Raw genomic sequence first — 17,974 nt, forward strand, 5'->3', positions numbered from 1 at the left:
CAAAAAGGGACTAAGTACGGTAGGGCATACCGGAACTCACGCTTGGGGAGAGATTCCCTCTGGTTTGGTTGGATACGTCCTGTCAGATTAAGGAAACTCAATGAACCAAGAATCCCTCGCTTTTAGCGACGGGAGTGTCAATACGTGATGCTGGAATCGACACTATCCATGTTGGTGAAATAGGGATGTCTGAAGCTGAAGACTCAGACATTATCCAAAGGGCTAGAGACGAAGGACGGGTTGTTGCTACTCTCGATGCGGATTTTCATACATTGCTGGCACTTGATGTAGCGAATACTCCTTCAGTCATTCGCATTCGGGTTGAAAGATTACGCGCCCAAGCACTTACGAATCTTTTGAGGATTTAGAACAAGGATCAGCTATTACGGTTGAGCCAAGCCGTATTCGTATTCGTCGTTTACCATTAGTGTCTGATGTCTAACCGTTGCACACCGACCGTATTCAGTCTCTTGGTTGAGTCCAAGAAGTTACTAGCGGTGGGTGAACGGAAACGTTATGCTGACTGTGAATATTTCACATACAAGGTTAGGTTGACGACTGTTACCCAACACCTTTGAAACCAAGATTAAATGCTGTAGAATAGGCATTGGATGGATTTTCTAGATTGCCGTGAGCGAAACCGTCTATATTGAAACCAGTATTATTGGTTATCTAACAGCCAGATCGACCAAAAACCTGATTATTGCGGGGAATATCGAAACAACACGAGACTGGTGGCAAAATCGTCGTAATGATTTTGTTCTCTATATTTCACAGGTTGTTTTGGTTGAAGTAGCCAAAGGAGATGCTGAGATTGCTTTGAAACGATTAGAAATTCTCAATGAATTGCCCTTGGTTGAACTCAATCAGGCTGTACGCAACTTGGCAACCCAGTTTCTTATGCGAAGCAATCTTCCTCCCAAAGCTTCTGATGATGAGGTTCACATTGCTGCGGCGACTGTCCACGGGCTAGATTACTTGTTAACATGGAACTGTAAACATATTGCCAACGCTCAAATTCAGAGGAAGTTGGCAGAGATCAGTCTTGATTTGGGATACGAGTTACCCATAATTTGTACTCCTTACGAACTTTTAGGAGATTATAACGATGTGGCAAGATGAAATTTTGGATGAAATTCATAAATTTCGAGAAGAACACGCTAAATCCTTTAACTACGATTTGGATGCAATGTTTGTAGATTGGCAAAAAAGACAAGCAGAAAGTGGCAGGCAGGTAGTCAGCTTACCACCAAAGCAAGGTCTAACAAGTCGTTGGAGCCGACCAAAACAGGATGAACCACAAGAATCTCAAATCTAATCGTGGCGGCTCAACTTAGCCGTTATACTGAATCGTTTTTTAATAGCATGATTAACTGCCAATCCCACTTGAAAAACCCGCTCCCTTCCCCCCACTTCCCACTCTCCTATACCTTTTAAAGAGGATTTAGTATGACTATCTGGATTACTCGTTAAGACTGTCTATGAGCAGGGAGCAGGGAGAAAAAACCTGACTACTGACTGAAAGCTGATCACCGACAAAACCTATCCCAAAACGATCGAATCGCGCAGGGATTGAATTTCCTCGGTTTGTAAACGCGCCCCAAAAGTAGAAACCACCCGCGAGGCTGCCAGAGAAGCGAGATTTCCCGCTCCTTTGTAACCCATACCGTGGGTAATACCGTAGAGAAACGCACCTGCATACATATCCCCCGCACCGACGGTATCGATCGCCTGTACGGGATGGGGGTCAATTTCCAGGAGATTTTCGCCATCATAGATTAAAGAACCACTGGCACCCCGGGTGATAGCGAATCCTTTGGCAATGGTTTTAAAATAGGCGATCGCTGACTCGATTTCCTCGCTGCCGGAAATAGTCAAAGCTTCCGACTCATTAGCGAAAACGAAATCTAACCCCTTTCCGATCATTTCCAGTAATCCCTCCCGGAAGAAGATCGCCATATTGGGATCCGACAGGGATAAAGCGGTTTTGACTCCAGCAGCCTGAGCAATTTCTCGCCCTTTAATAGCGGCAGCTTTGGCAGTGGGAGAGGTGACGAGATAACCTTCGAGATAGAGATAATCGGCATTAGCGATCGCTGAAGGGACTAATTCTCGTTCGGAAATTTCCCCGGTGATGCCGAGAAAAGTATTCATGGTGCGATCGGCATCAGGAGTCACGAAAACTAGACATTTTCCCGTGATTCCCACCTCTTTTTCGCCACCGTGTTCATTGGTATGCAAACCACAGGCGCGCAGATCTTGTAGATAAAACTTGCCTAATTCGTCATTACCCACTTTACAGGAATAGAAACCTCTACCCCCCAACTGAGCGATCGCTACTAGGGTATTAGCCGCCGATCCGCCACCGCTGCGTTTACAATCAAAAGCCAATTTTTCCATCAACTGGGTTTGACGATTTTCGTCCACCAGCGTCATCACTCCTTTATCGATGCCCAATTCTTGCAGTAATTCAGGAGAGACTTGAAATTCCATATCGACGAGTGCGTTACCGATCCCATAAACGTTGTATTGTTTGCCCATAATTTAGTCGATCGCCTAAAAATACTTTGTTACTGATAGTAGGGAAATAAGGAGCAAAAAGCTAGGGGCTTTTTTCAGCCAGAAAATACCATAATCAAAAATAATGGGTGTGCTAGTCTCACACCCCCAGTAATTTGTGTTAAGTTTTGTTTAACCAAGCAACTTTAAGCCTCATCGTAGGCTTCTAGATCCAACAGATAAAGATAAGATTCGGCTAATTCCTGCCTTTGAAAAGCGATCGCTCGCAACAGATGCCAATCCCGCAAAGCCTCGAAGGGGTTGCTATACTCATCTTTTTCTAGTCGTTCGGCTAAAGAAGCAATATCAGCGGCGGTATACTTGGCAATATCTTGATCAGTGAAGCTTATAACTGTCATTTCTGCACCTTCCTCGACCTTTGTTCTATTTCTAGCCTAACATATATTCTGAGTTGAAAAAATGCCTTCCCCGCCAAGTTAAGAACTGTAAATGGAAGGTTCACTGTGGTACAATTCCAGAAAAAAAGCTATTTTTAGTTGATCTTCTATGAAAACAGCCCTCATTACCGGTGCTTCTACTGGTATCGGTGTCGTCTTTGCTCGTCAACTTGCTCAACGGCAAATGGAGCTAATTTTAGTCGCTAGATCCAGAGATAAACTAGAACAATTAGCGGCGGAATTAGAGGAACAATACGGGGTAAAAGTGACAGTTATCGTTCAAGATCTGACCGTTGCCGGGGCGGGAAAGCTAGTATATGATACGGTGAACCAAAAAGGAATCAACGTCGATTTACTGGTAAATAATGCTGGTTTTGGTGATTATGGTGCTTTTAGCGAGCAGGATTTAGCCCGACAGTTAGAAATGATCCAGTTAAATAATCTGGTACTGGTGGAATTAACCCACTATTTTCTCCGTCCGATGCTTGCCGGCGCCGGGGGGGCAATCATCAATGTTGCTTCCATTGCTGGGTTTCAACCGCTGCCCTATCTTTCCGTCTATGCGGCGACAAAAGCCTTTGTCCTCAGCTTTAGCGAGTCTCTCTGGGCAGAAAATAAAGACAAAGGCGTTAAAATTCTCGCTCTTTGCCCCGGTCCGACGGAATCGAATTTTTTTGAGGTAGCCCGATTTCCCAGGGCTTTTATGGGCAAAAACGGCCGGTTAGATTCGGCGGAAGTGGTGGTACAAGAGGCTTTAACCGCCTTGGCAAACAAACGCCCCAACGTGGTAGCCGGTAAATTTGCTAATAAAATTATCGTCAATCTGCCCCGTTTTTTACCCAGAAGTTGGATTGTGTCTTTGCTAGAAAAGCAATTCAAGGTATAACTAGAATCAAGCTAATTAGAGCAATTGCTGATAGGATTTTAAGGGAATACCTGTACGGTTTCTCACTTCGATCGCCGAACGATAGACACCGTTTTTTTCTCTTTCGGCGACAATTTTATCGGCCAGGGAAAAGTCAAGACCGAGATTGACTAATTCCTCAACGGAGTGGTAGTTTAAACAACGCCAAGAAACGTCAACTTCTTGGCGAATATCGTAGGCAAAGATAATCAAAGGTTCCAATTTTTTGAGATAATTTTCTGGTAGGCCAGCCAAGAAGTGTAATTCTTCTAAATGGGTAAAAATATGTCCTTCATTACGGACAGAAACGATATCATTGGCATAGACAATCGGCAACCCTAATTTATGAACCAGATCGTTGGTGGAACAGCTGTTAATATCAATTTTTTCGAGAGGAGATGATGACTGTCTGGAATCGGTTCTATTTGCCGAAGCTATTGGATGGGAATTAAGCTGTTGACGGATGTATAAACCCAGGCCGATTTGGGCAAACCAAATTACGATAAAAGACTCTTGTGTAAGGAAAATAAGGGAGATAATTGTCAAGGCAATGCCGACGGATAACCAACTTTGGTTATTAGTTTTTTTGCCAGCATTAGCAATGGCAAGCCCACCGAAAACTGGGACTAAAGATAGCCAGATCCACTCAGAAGATTCGGGAGGGCGAGGAGAGAGATTAGACATATTTTTTTAAAGAGAATCTAAATATTTTCTGCGTTTTTCTTCGTATTCTTCAGCAGTAATAATTCCCTGATCATAAAGTTTTTTAAGCTGGAATAAAGTAGCAGTTTTTTGCTGACCTGATTCCGGCAGTCCTCGCTCTCTACTACTGGTGAGATAGTTAGGATTGTATTTAGCATCAAAAGCTTGATCTGACATGATGATTAAACCAATAAATTCAAAAAAAGCAATGATGCCGGGGATAAAAGTCCAGAAGAAAAGTAGATAGAGAACACCTGCCAAATTCTCCCCTAGATAAAACTTATGGATGCCAAGATAACCGAGAAAAAAGGCTAGTAAAGCCGCTATAGTTCTATTTCTCATAATTTTTGAGATTTCCCTAATTTAGCCAGAAGAAAGTATAAAACCACGATGCCTGTCTGTAATTCCAAGAGAGTAATATAACCCTTGACTAGATAATTTAATTCTAGGGAGGAATTAAAGGCAAAAACTAGCACACCCAAGACTAAAAAAGGCAGTAAACGCCAGCCAGACTTGGGTATTTTTATTCCCGTACTATTAACCTGATTCATGGGCTAATTCTCTAGGTTGGTCTTTTTCGGTGATAGTCGCAAAATCGATCTTTGTCAAGGGGTGGTTTGATTAACTTTTAGCATCTCAACGAGGATATTATGGGCATCTTTGGCTGATTCTAGGGTGCGCTCGAAAGCTATTCTAATTGTTTGACTCTCCCCTAATTTTTCTACTACTAAATCCATGCCTTGGGGATCGATGGAGAGCATTTGAGCGGTTTCTGCATCGGTAATATTACCGTAAACTTGAGCGTAGAAAAGCACGGCATCACCGTGATCTTTGTTCATGTGTTTACAGATGCGATCGCTAATGGTGGGAGTGATAGTTTCAGACATAATATTCTCGAAAAAAATCGATAATAAGGTGGGGACGGATAAAAGCCAGTTCTAAATCGAGGCAAATGGGGGGGGATATTAGTTAGGGTAGCTTAATTAATCGCTAATTGCCAGATAATTTGAGCTTGGGGATGGCAGGTATCAATAATAAGTTTAATATTATTTTCTTGACAAAAATCCTTAATTGTGCATTGATCTAATTGTCCCACTGAAGGTCAATCGGGGTACAGAGTAAGATCCGGGGCTACCCGCGCAGTTAAATTGCCTGTTGAGATGAGACAAGAGGCAACAGTAAAGGGATTGGGTGAGATTCAGCTAATCGGATAGGTGGTTAAAATGCCTCTTAGCTTAAAACCCCACACCCTGCCCCCAGAAAAAACTTTTTCAGCACACCCTATATATTTTATCGTTCACAACCGACAACAGAAGCGGTGTAGGTATTACCGATGTGCTGAATACCATTGACAAAAAGATTGACTAAAAAAGGTTGATCATTTGCCCGTACTGTGGCAGTAATTGTTAAGGGTTTATCGGGTTCGATTCGTACTCCATTAGTATTAAAAAATTCCTCGTTAGTTTGATCGCTATACTTGAGAAACAGCCGGATATCAAAGGAGGCAGCCCGGGGGACAGAAACCGTAACGATAAACCTCTGAAAACTTCTACCCCCCGGAACTGCCCAATCGGTATTCCAATTATTACGAGTTATGATAACACCGAAAGGACCTGGAACAGTGGGTTGTGAGACGGTTTTCGTAACTTCACTACCTTCACCCCCTAATAGAGAAAGTGGCCGACAATTTTGCGCGGCTGCCGGTAGATGTGAGCTTAATAATACCGCCGATAGACCCAATAAGCCAGTGATAGAAGTTAATTTCATCATTGATTTCGTCTCCAATTAATAGAACCTATCCAAAAATTATAGATGATCATGACGCTAAAAAAACGGCGATTTAGCTTAATTGAGGCCAATTACTGAAAAAAATGCCGATAATCAACCTGAATTCTCAAAAACGGGTTTAAAATTGATTCATAATTTCCATATAAATATGTTCTAACTGTATCGTCTGACGGGCGATAGAATCAATATTAATGCCGTCGAATGCCCGAATAATCTCGCTTAATTCTAGATGTTCATGTAACCAAAAAGCTAAATCTTTTCCGTAAAATTTGGGAGTAAATCCTAATTGTTTACCTCGATTTATTGCCGCTTCTTGATCCTGGGTATCCATGATAATAATTTCTTTCGCAGGAATGTGTTGACGCAGCTGATTTAAATTACCTTCGGCAATAATACGACCTTGTTTTAAAATCCCGATACGTTGACAGAGACGCTGTGCTTCATCGAGGAGATGGGTAGTTAATAAAATTGTCATTCCCTGGCGCCGTAATTCTCCGATTAAATCCCAAATTTCATAGCGAGATTCGATGTCTAAACCGGTAGATGGTTCATCAAGAATTAATAATTTTGGCTGATGAACAATAGCCACGGCAATATTCATCCGGCGCTGCATTCCACCGCTTAAGGTTTCCACTGGACTACGGGCGCGATCAAGCAAATTTACTGCGGATAAACTGGCTTTAATCCGATGACGACGCTGGGTGCGATCGAGTCCATAAATCTGAGCAAAAAAGTTGAGATTTTCCTCACAAGTAAGGGATTTGTACAATAAATTTTCTTGCGGGGCAACCCCAATTAATTCTTTAGTAACTCTGGAAATTGGCAAATAATTAAAGGTAATTTCTCCCGATGAGGGTTTTAATAAATTACAAATTAAGTTAATAGTGGTGGTTTTTCCTGCACCATTAGGACCGAGTAAACCGTAAATTTCCCCCGCTTCAATATGAAAGTTTAATTGATCTAATACTAAGCGTCTTCCGTAATTTTTTTTGACATTATTAATAGTCAGCATTTGTAATAAAGTAATAAGGATAGTCAGGAGTCAGGATTAGGGAGTGGGAGACATGGGAAGACAAATTAATCAATACTCTTGCCTTTTCTAACTGATAACTGATAACTGATAACTGATAACTGATAACTGATAACTGATAACTGATAACTGATAACTGATTTACAGTCGGCGTTCAAGGTTTAACATTTGTCGATAGGTAAGCCAACCACCTGCTACCATAGCTAGAGCAAAAAGACAGAGAAAACGAAAATGAGAGCTAATATCTTGCAGATTTTCGCCCTTTGCCCAAACAGCAATTAAAGCTTCATTCATGTGGTAGATCGGGTTATATTTAGCCAGAGATAGAATATTGTCGGGGAATAAAGCAGTTGGGAGAAAAACGCCGCCTAAAATTAATAAAGGAACCCCAAAAGTTCCCACCAAAGCATTAACATCTTCTGTTCTTTTCGCCAGTTGAGTACCGAGGATAAATCCTAAACCCACATAGGCGGTGATACTAAGAAAAATAATTAATAATTCTAGAGGAATTGAGCCTTTAAAAGTGGCTCCATACTGTTTAGCAATAGAATAAACTAAAACTGTCTGACAGGCGGCAATCGCACAATGGGCGAGAAAAATGCCGATAAAATAGGAAACACCGCTTAAAGGCGATAAAAATAACCGTTTAATCGTTTGTTGTTCCCTTTCTGCTACTACCGTCGCCACGGTTCCCCCCAAACAACTAAAGAAAAGTGCCGCCCCGACGAGGGTAGGAGGAGTAGCCAGAGCCATTGCCTCGGCAAGCTCAATTTTGCCTTTTTCTGCCATAATATAGCCATTTAAGAGCAGGACAAGGATCGGGAAAATGCCCCAGAGGATTAAGCTACGCCCGCGCCGGATTAATTCCACTAAAATTCGTTGAGCGATCGCTAAAATTTCCTGCCAATATTTCATAGAATGTTAGTGTAATTGTTTCTCCCTGTAGAGAAATAAGTTTTTCTACTTTCGACTTAGGCTTATTGTAAGTGTTCCAGAGCTTGATCGGCGCGCAATTTTACCACTATTTCCGCTTCTGTCTCCCGAATCTGTCCTAAAAGTTCCCGAATCGCCCTGCGAAATGCCACCGCCGCAGTTCCTAACCCCTCCAATCCAACGATCGCCGCATATCTAACCACCCACTCTGTATCCCCTTGCAAAAGTTGCTTCAGTGCCGTAAAAACTGCATTCTGAGCCTCAGAAACCCGACTTTCCTCCAAATCAGACCAAATTATATTTCCTAAGCCTCTAGCCGCCCCCCGCCGCACGCTAAAGGAAAAATCACTCACCGCCGCCTCAAGCAATAAGTCCAATCCTCGCACATCGCCAATTCCCGCTAGGGCGCGGGTTGCCCAAGCTCTCGCCCCATAATTATAACCGTCTAGGTTGGCCAGTAAATAGGGAACCGCCGCCTTGCCGATGGCGATTAAACCATCCACGGCTGCCACGGAGGCACCGGGGTTGTTATATCTTAGGACATCGGTGAGGGTGGGGATTGCCGCTTCACTTTTAGCCGCTGCTAGATTTTCTACGGCTGTCAGCAACCCGTTAGCTGAGTCGGCTTTTTCGACGGCAATAATTAAAGTTTCAACGGTAGGAAGCATTGGTTATCAGTAGAGGGGATGAGGGGTTAGGGGTGTGGGGTGTAGGGTGTGGGGTGTGGGGTGTGGGGAGAAGGGAGAATAAATAAAAATAATCTCCTGACGACTGATTCTTATGTCCTAACCCCACTAACAAACTTTTAAAGATAATTTTATCGCCAAACTTTTTTCTGTAAAATCTGACTAATTTCTTGGGGAAAAGGACAATCATCGGGAAAGTTAAAGGATCGATAATCGGGGTTATCTCGCAAGCTTTAGCAGCGAGTAACCTCCGTTATTGTACCAAAGAATCCATACCGTCCGCTACACTAGGGGTGTCAAGCTGTTTACTAAGGCCGTAGGGAAGTTAAAATCCCATTTTGGGATTATCCTAAAATAGGTTTATGTTGGAATTGTTAACTTCTGTGCTAATTAAAGCACGATGAAATCTATTTTTAGCCCAGAGTACCATGTCTTTCGTCGATGCCTGATCGCCGCTCGTAAGGATGCGAATTTAACGCAAGCAGCCCTCGCTAAAGCCATCAAAAAGCCGCAATCTTTCGTTGCCAAATACGAAAATGGTGAAAGAAGATTAGATGTCGTTGAGTTCCTTCTGGTTAGTCGTGTAATCGGTGTAGATCCTTGCGAAATTTTAAGGCAAGTTGAGCAAGCTTGTCAGCCCACATCTTCTGGGGAAGGGTTATGAATACAGAAGATGTTATTAGCCTTGCATCGCAATATCTAGATGATTTGTCTGGACATAGATTTGACCTATTAGACATTGCTAGACCAATATCGGTTGCTGCAGCAGTTAATTTAGCCAAAGTAATTTCAAAGCTATCACCACTATTGGGAAATCTGATTGAATTTAACACTGTTGAGTTTTTGAATAAGCAGGAAATATTTGCGCCGTTTGGTGAATGGAAAAGACAAGATCCAGGATTTCCTGATACTGTCTTCATGGGTAGCATCCAGCCTACCCCCGGATTAGAAATAAAAGCATGGTTCCCATTAGCTACTGAAATAACAGCCCGTTTCAAAGATAGTCAAAATCATTTTCGGTTTGATCAAACCTACGTTTCCCTAATAGCTTGGCTGCCCGAAGCGGTAATTTATGGCAAACCCAAGATTCTAGATGTATGCGTTGTCTCTGGCTTTTCAGTGGCTAAAGCGAGAGATGACCACTATCATAATCCTCCTGATTACCTTGTTCTAGAACCTGAAGATACAACCCAAAGAACAGCAAATTTGCAGCAAACAAATACTAATGGATACAAATTTCAAGGAACGGATGAAGAACTATTTCAAGCTCAAGAAATAGTTAATTCTTGGGGAAATGATGGAAGAATTTATCAGCCTACACAAGAGTATCAAATGCTCTTACGGGAACTGATCACTCGCTTCAAATACAGATTAGACACCAATTTTGCTAAAATGGACAGGATTGTACATCCAGGAATTGAGGATTTTAAAAAGCGTGTTTATCGAACACAGTTCTCTGGAATGGAAGTTGGACAGTGGAACAGGCTTTTAGCTAGTCGTCGAGAGGAGTTAATTAAATCTGCTTTCAGGGAACACCTTGGCATTAAAGAAGGGAACATTGATGAACTACTTGACTAAACCTTTTGACTCCATAATAGAAATAAGTTTCGTCAATTTCACAAGCGAAAGCTTTTCGATTCAGGATATTGGCAGCTAAAGAGGCACTGAAAAGCCCCCCAAATGGTTCCCAAACCACATCCTGTTGCTCACTTGAAGCTTCAATAATTAATTTCATCAGATCCAGTGGCTTTTGATTTAAGTGAACAGCTTTACCATCCTGAGACTTAATTCGTTCATCATCGCGCAAAGCTGAACGATCCCAAACATTTGTAAAACCATGAGGGCAATTAAATTTAGAGCGCATCTTCTCCCACTCTTTACCTGTTAAAGGACGCTGGCCATTTTTAGAAAAATAGGGTTTTCCCTCTGGGTTTCCGTGTTCGTTGGCATAGAAAACTAATTTTTCAAACATTTCCGGTGGGGGAAAATACCATAAATGTCCTTGATCAAAATATTTTCTTGTTGCCGCATCTGCGACACCACAAGCTAAATTAGCTTGACGCAAAGGTAAGCCCGATCTTAACCATTCCTTTCGGAGCCATTCTTTAAGTGTTAAGTCAGCAATTTTGACTTCTCTAACGTATTGGACGCAAACCTCTGTAACAACTGGAAAACGCCTTATTTTTTCTGTGTTGACATTACCTGCAATATGACCTTTTCCTTTATTCCATATATTACAATTAACATATCGCCAACCAAATTTCTCAAGTATTGGATGTACCACAGCCCAGCCAATTTCTGAGTTCCAAAACCAAAGAGTTGTATTTGGCAAGGCCAACTTAGACCAAGCTTCCACATGAGGTTCATACCATTCAGGTAAGTCAAGATGATCTGATGTATCACCTTCAAATCCTAAAAGACCGTAGCCTCCGTCTGAGATTATTACTATAGGTTGTTCCCAAGAATCATAATGTTCAATGCTATTACCAAGACTCAGACTAACACTGCTGTTATTCCAAGCTGAAAAAGCCAGTTTCTCAGTAAGTTGGACAGTTTTTCCACGCCCAACAGTGCTTGTTGCTTTATTCTTTTTTATACTTGGCAGGCTATGGGAAGGCTCAGGTATATCCATGGATTTTTTTATCGTCTTATAAACAGTATGAATATCAATACTCTATCCTGTTTTAGGATATTTGGCTACCCCATAAACCAATGACCTAGAAACTTAGCCTAAGACTACCAAACTTTCTATCTCCTCGCTCAAGTTTTCCCAGTCAACTTGATCAAAGTTTTTTTGTTTTAACAGAGTGATTGTTTCGTTTAGCCAGCCGACATAATCAGTTTGAGTGATCATAAAACCTCTGGATTTTATGAGTTTGAATTTTCATATAAAATAACCAATTATTTACAGCATTTCTCATAAAGATGAAGTATGAACTGAGCGGACATCGTCTCAGAGTTGACCGTCTCCTAACCCCACCAACAAACTTTTAAAGATAATTTTATCGCCAAACTTTTTTCTGTAAAATCTGACTAACTTCTTGGGGAAAAGGACAATCATCGGGAAAGTTAAAGGATTGATAATCGGGGTTATCTCGCAAGCTTTTTAAAGCCGTGCCATAGCAATCTAAAAATACTTGATCCCAGTAGGTTTTTAAACTAGGAGAATCGCTCAAAAGTTCTTCTAGTTCCCGTTGACTGCGCCCGATAGTTTCTTGCCAACCTCGATAATCTTGAACGTAATCAGTATAGCAGAGTTTGAGGCAGTGTTCTAAGATGGTGGTTAACCGGTTGCGGAGTTCACGTTTTTGACTTCTGCCCAAACTTTCTATCTCCTCGATCAAGTTTTCCCAGTCAACTTGATCAAAGTTTTTTTGTTTTAACAGAGTGATTGTTTCGTTCAGCCAGCCGATATAATCAGTTTGAATTAGCATAAAAACTCTGGATTTTATCCGTTTGAATTTAGATACAAAATAACCAATTATTGATTATAATAAACCATCCATTAAAGTGAGAATTTCGGAGAGATTTTCCTTGCTAGAATTAGTTTTTAGATGGGTTTCTAAAAGTTCCTTGAGAGCAACCAGTTTCAGACTATTTTCCGCCAAAGTATTAGCGATCGCAGGGGCGGCCGGCAGATAACCCGTAGCGCCTAAATCCATTAAAGCAGAACGACGCAGCTGTAATTCTTCCCCTTGCAAGGCATTAATCAGAATATCGCCATAGTGGGGGTTAGCCGTGAGTTGATAGAGGGCGCGGGCAGCCGCATAACGCACTTTTTCGACGAAATGCTGTAAAAACGGTTCGATGAGGGGAATCGCTTCCGTTGCTTGCAGGGTTCCCAAGGCTTCGATAATCGCTTCGTAGGGTTGGACTAAATGGGGTTTTCCCGCCACTAAAACGGCCACTTCGATGCCACCCTCTAATAGTTGCTTTAAAGGTGCGATCGCGCTTCGATCCTGAAGCATTTCCAATGCCTGGGCGGCCGATTCGCGCACATAATAATCTTCGCAGTCGAGACAGGCAATCAAAGCGGGAACACAACTGAGATCATCTAATTTCCCTAAAGCGCTGGCGGCATTGCGTCGCAGGGGATAACCGCCATCGGGAGTGCGATCGCTTTCGTCCTCTAAAGCGGCAATTAACGCCGAAATCGCCTCCGGTTGACGAACGCGGAATCTACCCAACCACCAAGCAGCATAATAACGCGCTCCTAGGTCTTCTCTTTGCTGGATATTAGCGATCGCTTGTTCAACAGTATAGGCCGGATTATCGACGGCAGCAGAGTAAGAATCGCTCATAGACAAGTGAAAATAGGTGTTGGGGTATGGGGTGTGGGGTGTGGGGTGTGGGGTTTTGGGGTGTTGGGGGTTGGGGGTTGGGGGTTGGGGGTTGGGGGTTGGGGGTTGGGGGTTGGGGGTTGGGGTTTTGGCGTTTTAGGGTGTTGGGGGTTGGGGGTTGGGGGTTGGGGGTTGGGGGTTGGGGTTTTGGCGTTTTGGGGTTTTAGGGTGTTGGGGGTTGGGTGTTGGGGGTTGGGGGTTGGGGGTTGGGGGTTGGAGGTTGGGGGTTGGGGGTTGGGGTTTTGGGATTTTGGCGTTTTAGGGTGTTGGGGTTTTGGGATATTAGTTGAATTTCCCCATTTCCCCATTTCCCTAATCCCTATCCCCTATCCCCTATCCCCTGATAACCGACTCAGTTTTTCATAGTTCCCGCGCCATTGCCAATACCAGAATAAATTAAACCCCGTTGAGCATCGAGACTAATGATCACCCCTTCGCGGATAATTTTCGTGGCATCTTTAACCCCGACAATCACAGGAATACCCAATTTTAACCCGATAGTAGCGGCGTGATTGTTCATGGCGGTATCTTCGGTGATAATTCCGCCAGCTTTCCGCATCATATCCACATATTCGGCGCTGGTGGTGGGAACGACTAAAATCTCCCCACTACTAAAACTACCCACTTCTCGGGCATTATGGGCTACCCGCGCCCGGCCCCTAGCCACACCCTGGCCGATACCCGTACCCTTGCCCAAAAGGGATTTTACCACTTCCACCTTAATTAAATCCGTGGAACCGGCCACCCCTTGCAGAGTTCCCGCCGTCATCACCACTAAATCACCATCCGCTAGGAGGTTATTTTCCTGGGCGAGATTCATCGCCACTTGAAAAGTTTGGCTAGTGGAGGGTAAATCGAGCAATAACATCGGTTTTACGCCCCAAACTAGCTGTAACTGCTGTGCCACTTCCCGATGGGGAGTAACGGCTAAAATCGGGGTTTTGGGGCGAAATCTGGAGACATTACGGGCAGTAGAGCCGGTTTTTGTCAGGGTAATAATTGCCGCTGCCCCCAATTGTTCGGCAATTTGACTGACTGCCGAGGAAATAGCGTTAGGAATCGATTGTTTATTGTTAGAGCGAGCGGCACTATTGATCTGTTCCCGTTCGATCCTTTCGGCAATGCGGGCCATAGTTGCCACTGCTTCGATGGGATAATGACCCACAGCCGTTTCATTGGAAAGCATGACCGCATCAGTGCCATCTAAAATCGCATTAGCCACGTCCGAAACCTCGGCGCGGGTGGGACGAGGATTACTGGCCATACTGTCAAGCATTTGAGTGGCGGTGATAATCGGGATGCCTAGCTGATTAGCGGTATTAATCAGGCGTTTTTGCAGGATTGGCACGTCTTCGGCTGGTAATTCTACTCCTAAATCTCCCCTAGCCACCATCACACCATCACAGAGGGATAAAATTGCCTCCATTTCCTCGATCGCTTCGTGTTTTTCAATTTTAGCGATTACGGGGATAGATTTACCCGCACTGGCGATTAATTCTTTAATTTCGAGGATATCTTGGGGATTACGCACAAAACTAAGGGCAATCCAATCCACATCCCACAGCAGTCCGAACATTAAATCTTTTTTGTCCTTATCGGTTAAAGCTTTCACCGACAGATAGACGTTGGGAAAATTTACCCCTTTATTACTGGATAAGACACCCCCAACCACTACACGACAGGACAGGTCTCCTTTCAGGCGATCCACTGATTCCACCCGCATTTCGACTTTACCATCATCGAGGAGAATTCTGGAACCTTCCGGGACTTCTTGGGCCAGAGAGGGATAGCTAATGGAACTTATTTCCTGATTACATTCCACATCCCTAGAAGTAAGGATAAAGGGTTCCCCCGGTTTCAGGGTGATCGACCCACAGGCAAATTTACCTAAGCGAATTTTTGGACCCTGTAGATCCTGAAGGATGCCAATGGGTTGATTGAGTTCAAAGGCTAACTGACGGATCAGGTTAATGGTGTGACGATGGTAATCGTGATCGCCATGGGAAAAGTTTAATCTAAAAGTCGTCGCCCCCGCCTTGATCATCTGACGTAATGTTTCCTTATTTTGCGAGGCTGGGCCAATCGTGGCCACAATTTTAGTGCGACGGGGGAAAGACAGAGAGTGCATAGATAAGCAACTAAATAGGCGAAGTAAGTATAGCGGCGTTTGGTACGCTTCGCCCATCTTCTCATAAATGGTTATATCCAGTGAAAAGTTAAAAGTAAAAAAACGGTGAGATCTACAAATCCCACCGTTTTTTCGAGTCCGTCAACTTAGCTTAGAAACGGAAAGTTGTCCGGATGACACCGACCAAAATGGAGTTACCTTCGTTGTTAGCGTTGAAGACCGCATAGGCACCGGGGGTAATCAGGATGTTTTTGGTGACTGGGAACTTATACTGAGCTTCTACCATGTAAGAGGTGCTGCTTTCTTTATCGGAACGGGGTACTTGACCACCACCTAAAGAAAGGGCCGCACCTTCGGCAAAGAGATCGAGGACGGAAAGATTAAGGTTCCAAGACCAGATACCAGTGTTATTATCTCCGATCGCATTATTAACACCAGTGGCCGAGGCATCGGCGTAACCAGCCCATGCCCCTATATTTAAGACTCCAGGGATAACTTGGGCACTACCCTGTAAACCAAAACGGTTAGCTACAGTGGCAACGTTACCGAAGGGACGCTCAGTCAGAGGGCTGCTGACGTTACCGAATAAACCAGAACTCATACTGGCTGCAGTTTGATAACTGCGAACATAGACGAAGTTAATATCGGCAAATTTGATGAAGGAGAAACCAACCTGAGCACCAGCACTGTAGGAACCGTTAAATAAACCGCTACCAGGGTTAGGATTGCTGGCTCCATTAGTGCCACCACTAGCTAGGTAGGTTCCTGTGACTTGGAAAACATCCCCGATATTGAATCTGACCGCCGCACCCACACCATCGGGACCACGGAAGACGATGTTATTGTAGCGTTGACCGCGAGATAAAGCACCTGTACCGCTATCGGCGAGGAAGGGATTAGCAGTGATGAAAACGTCATCTAGGTTTAACTCGTTAGCACCAACCCAAATGGTGATTTTACCGAAGGGAGTATCGATGGGAGCGCGGTAGAACAAGTCATCGATGGTGACATCGTTGTCCCGGCCGTTATCGTATGCTAGACGAGTCATGTTGGTTCTCGTCGGACCGTTTTGGTTGAAAGTGTTGTTAAAGTTACCCGCTTGTAAACGGGTTCTTAACATATCCTTACCAGTGAAGCTGGTTTCAAAGTTGAGTCGTACCCGATTATTAAATACTGTTTGAGTTTCATCTTGATTGCTGCCCGCAGTCACCGTACCGTCAGTATTGTTAATGGAAGCTTGACCACCCCAGCTATCGGCGATACTGAAGATTACCTCACCTCTGAGTTTGGTGGTGGTGGAAAATTGATTGTTTTCCAAGAAAGAAACGCGCTGTTCCAGGTTATCTACTCTAGCGCCTAAAGCCGCTAGTTCGCTTTCAAATTCAGCGACAAGACGTTTTAATTTATCGATATCTTCTCTGAGTACAGCGACACCATCTTGAATTAAACGTTCCATGACGTTTAAACAAGCGTTTAAACCGGCGGCAAATTCCCAACGGGTGGTAGCACGATCGCCTCGGAAGGTACGATCAGGATAACCGACGATACAACCATAACGCTCTACAAGGCTTCTTAATGCTTCGTAGGCCCAAGCGGTGGGAGATACGTCCCGCAGTTGGTTAACGCTAGTCACCTGGGACATGGAACCCTGATAAACACCCGTATTAATCTGCTGACTATTTTGGGCGCGCTGAATGCGATCGAGTTGTTGTTGCGCTACTGGATCAACCTTGAGTTGAGGTGTCCCCGGCATAGTCTGAGCCACTGCGCTGCCAGCAGCCGCTACGGAAGCACCTAATACTAAAGGAGTTACCTTTACTAAATTCTTGAATAGTTTTGACATGGGTCAATCCTCACACCTTATTCTATGGATTGAATGGACTATGAATACAAACAGACTATATGTTTAGCCTGAATTATACTCACATTCTATGCTAATTCCCTCTTGGCTAGGTTAAGTTAATTTTATGATATGACAGAAAAATTTCTGTCTGATCTTATTAAGATTAGGACTTACGCACTTGACAAATTAACTATGATGTGAATCAATGAAAATCCCTCCTTTCAGACTTGCGGCGATTAACTTCCCAACAAGAGCGATCGCTCAAAAGCCATCAAGAAATCAGGTTAAAATGCTCGAAACCCTTGCACCACATTTAGTCAATCCTGTCAATAGGCAAAACCTAAAGATTTTGTTAAAATCTCAGCCATCAGCCTTTTCAGTGATCAGTTATCAGATGTGAGTTTTCAGTTCACTGATTGGGAGCATCTCACCTTTGTAACCCCTAAATCAGGTTTTATGTCAAGCGATCCTGTTTGAAAGCCTTGCTAGAAACCAGTTTTAGGGACAAGTAAGTAGTCGGACATAAATAGGGTCTGCTGAATAAATCTAAAAACCTTGTTGGGTAAGACTTTTAGACTTTTTGTCAATCAAAAAGTACCAGGCATGGGAGTGATCAGGGGGAAAATTCAGGTACTTTTTCCCTGAAAATTAGGTAGTTGACCA

The 17,974-nt window shown here is 43.5% G+C and carries 21 protein-coding genes and 2 pseudogenes; 6 read left to right on the plus strand and 17 right to left on the minus strand.

Annotated elements, in window-relative coordinates; all coding sequences use genetic code 11:
- Positions 1 to 185 precede the first annotated feature (185 nt).
- The 3 genes from IM319_RS10950 (at position 186) to IM319_RS10960 (ending at position 1,318) form a co-directional block, all read left to right on the plus strand.
- A complete protein-coding gene (locus IM319_RS10950; protein ID WP_287735603.1) occupies positions 186 to 368 on the plus strand; it encodes a DUF5615 family PIN-like protein in 183 nt (60 codons plus the stop codon).
- A 262-nt stretch (positions 369 to 630) separates the two neighbouring features.
- Positions 631 to 1,122 carry a type II toxin-antitoxin system VapC family toxin gene (locus IM319_RS10955; protein ID WP_287735604.1) on the plus strand — a complete coding sequence of 164 codons (492 nt, stop codon included), beginning with the start codon at positions 631 to 633 and terminating at the stop codon, positions 1,120 to 1,122.
- Positions 1,109 to 1,318 carry a hypothetical protein gene (locus tag IM319_RS10960; RefSeq protein WP_287078052.1) on the plus strand — a complete coding sequence of 70 codons (210 nt, stop codon included), beginning with the start codon at positions 1,109 to 1,111 and terminating at the stop codon, positions 1,316 to 1,318. Before IM319_RS10955 ends, IM319_RS10960 begins: the two co-directional genes overlap by 14 nt.
- 224 nt (positions 1,319 to 1,542) lie before the next feature.
- Here the strand turns inward: IM319_RS10960 and IM319_RS10965 are convergent, their stop codons facing one another.
- On the minus strand, positions 1,543 to 2,541 hold the full coding sequence (locus IM319_RS10965) for an adenosine kinase (RefSeq protein WP_287735605.1): 999 nt from the start codon (positions 2,539 to 2,541) through the stop codon (positions 1,543 to 1,545).
- A gap of 164 nt (positions 2,542 to 2,705) precedes the next feature.
- Positions 2,706 to 2,918: a protein IsiD gene (gene isiD, locus IM319_RS10970; protein WP_002796844.1), complete on the minus strand. Its 213-nt coding sequence runs from the start codon at positions 2,916 to 2,918 to the stop codon at positions 2,706 to 2,708.
- 148 nt (positions 2,919 to 3,066) lie between these two features.
- On the opposite strand from isiD, the gene IM319_RS10975 reads away from it, so the two are divergent.
- Positions 3,067 to 3,843 carry an SDR family NAD(P)-dependent oxidoreductase gene (locus tag IM319_RS10975; RefSeq protein WP_287735606.1) on the plus strand — a complete coding sequence of 259 codons (777 nt, stop codon included), beginning with the start codon at positions 3,067 to 3,069 and terminating at the stop codon, positions 3,841 to 3,843.
- A gap of 15 nt (positions 3,844 to 3,858) precedes the next feature.
- On the opposite strand, the gene IM319_RS10980 is transcribed toward IM319_RS10975, so the two are convergent.
- The 9 genes and pseudogenes from IM319_RS10980 to IM319_RS22500 all read right to left on the minus strand — a co-directional run.
- Positions 3,859 to 4,545 carry a helix-hairpin-helix domain-containing protein gene (locus IM319_RS10980; RefSeq protein ID WP_287078054.1) on the minus strand — a complete coding sequence of 229 codons (687 nt, stop codon included), beginning with the start codon at positions 4,543 to 4,545 and terminating at the stop codon, positions 3,859 to 3,861.
- A gap of 6 nt (positions 4,546 to 4,551) precedes the next feature.
- A complete protein-coding gene (locus IM319_RS10985; protein ID WP_287735607.1) occupies positions 4,552 to 4,905 on the minus strand; it encodes an NINE protein in 354 nt (117 codons plus the stop codon).
- On the minus strand, positions 4,902 to 5,114 hold the full coding sequence (locus IM319_RS10990) for a hypothetical protein (RefSeq protein ID WP_002761887.1): 213 nt from the start codon (positions 5,112 to 5,114) through the stop codon (positions 4,902 to 4,904). The genes IM319_RS10985 and IM319_RS10990 overlap by 4 nt, the downstream gene beginning before the upstream one ends.
- Positions 5,115 to 5,168: 54 nt before the next feature.
- Positions 5,169 to 5,450 carry a DUF2470 domain-containing protein gene (locus tag IM319_RS10995; RefSeq protein WP_286824626.1) on the minus strand — a complete coding sequence of 94 codons (282 nt, stop codon included), beginning with the start codon at positions 5,448 to 5,450 and terminating at the stop codon, positions 5,169 to 5,171.
- A gap of 403 nt (positions 5,451 to 5,853) precedes the next feature.
- A complete protein-coding gene (locus tag IM319_RS11000) occupies positions 5,854 to 6,333 on the minus strand; it encodes a hypothetical protein (protein WP_286827365.1) in 480 nt (159 codons plus the stop codon).
- A gap of 136 nt (positions 6,334 to 6,469) precedes the next feature.
- Entirely contained in the window at positions 6,470 to 7,363 is an 894-nt protein-coding gene (locus IM319_RS11005) for an ABC transporter ATP-binding protein (RefSeq protein ID WP_287735608.1), read from the minus strand.
- A gap of 159 nt (positions 7,364 to 7,522) precedes the next feature.
- Positions 7,523 to 8,296 carry an ABC transporter permease gene (locus tag IM319_RS11010; RefSeq protein ID WP_002761938.1) on the minus strand — a complete coding sequence of 258 codons (774 nt, stop codon included), beginning with the start codon at positions 8,294 to 8,296 and terminating at the stop codon, positions 7,523 to 7,525.
- A gap of 62 nt (positions 8,297 to 8,358) precedes the next feature.
- A complete protein-coding gene (locus tag IM319_RS11015) occupies positions 8,359 to 8,982 on the minus strand; it encodes a HEAT repeat domain-containing protein (RefSeq protein ID WP_287735610.1) in 624 nt (207 codons plus the stop codon).
- Positions 8,983 to 9,131: 149 nt separating this feature from the next.
- Positions 9,132 to 9,233, minus strand: a pseudogene (locus tag IM319_RS22500) (DUF29 domain-containing protein); the annotation flags it as partial.
- 167 nt (positions 9,234 to 9,400) lie between these two features.
- Here IM319_RS22500 and IM319_RS11020 point away from each other — a divergent pair.
- Both IM319_RS11020 and IM319_RS11025 read left to right on the plus strand, forming a co-directional pair.
- Entirely contained in the window at positions 9,401 to 9,664 is a 264-nt protein-coding gene (locus tag IM319_RS11020; RefSeq protein ID WP_287077488.1) for a helix-turn-helix domain-containing protein, read from the plus strand.
- The gene (locus tag IM319_RS11025; RefSeq protein ID WP_287684782.1) at positions 9,661 to 10,578 is read left to right on the plus strand and encodes a hypothetical protein; all 918 of its coding nucleotides are present in this window, start codon (positions 9,661 to 9,663) and stop codon (positions 10,576 to 10,578) included. Before IM319_RS11020 ends, IM319_RS11025 begins: the two co-directional genes overlap by 4 nt.
- Here IM319_RS11025 and IM319_RS11030 read toward each other — a convergent pair.
- The 6 genes and pseudogenes from IM319_RS11030 to IM319_RS11055 form a co-directional block, all read right to left on the minus strand.
- Positions 10,544 to 11,632, minus strand: coding sequence for a DNA methyltransferase (locus IM319_RS11030; RefSeq protein WP_287684781.1), 1,089 nt, complete (start codon positions 11,630 to 11,632; stop codon positions 10,544 to 10,546). The genes IM319_RS11025 and IM319_RS11030 overlap by 35 nt on opposite strands.
- A gap of 108 nt (positions 11,633 to 11,740) precedes the next feature.
- A pseudogene (locus tag IM319_RS11035) lies at positions 11,741 to 11,854 on the minus strand (DUF29 family protein); the annotation flags it as partial.
- A gap of 148 nt (positions 11,855 to 12,002) precedes the next feature.
- Positions 12,003 to 12,434 carry a DUF29 domain-containing protein gene (locus tag IM319_RS11040; protein ID WP_287735612.1) on the minus strand — a complete coding sequence of 144 codons (432 nt, stop codon included), beginning with the start codon at positions 12,432 to 12,434 and terminating at the stop codon, positions 12,003 to 12,005.
- 54 nt (positions 12,435 to 12,488) lie between these two features.
- Entirely contained in the window at positions 12,489 to 13,301 is an 813-nt protein-coding gene (locus IM319_RS11045) for a HEAT repeat domain-containing protein (protein ID WP_287735614.1), read from the minus strand.
- A gap of 391 nt (positions 13,302 to 13,692) precedes the next feature.
- Positions 13,693 to 15,468, minus strand: coding sequence for a pyruvate kinase (gene pyk, locus IM319_RS11050; RefSeq protein ID WP_287684788.1), 1,776 nt, complete (start codon positions 15,466 to 15,468; stop codon positions 13,693 to 13,695).
- Between the two features lie 151 nt (positions 15,469 to 15,619).
- Positions 15,620 to 17,311 (minus strand): iron uptake porin, encoded by a 1,692-nt coding sequence (locus tag IM319_RS11055; protein ID WP_287735615.1) that lies wholly within the window; start codon positions 17,309 to 17,311, stop codon positions 15,620 to 15,622.
- Positions 17,312 to 17,974: the final 663 nt, after the last annotated feature.

The sequence above is a fragment of the Microcystis sp. M113S1 genome, assembly GCF_020246945.1.
In the GTDB taxonomy this organism is placed as follows: domain Bacteria; phylum Cyanobacteriota; class Cyanobacteriia; order Cyanobacteriales; family Microcystaceae; genus Microcystis.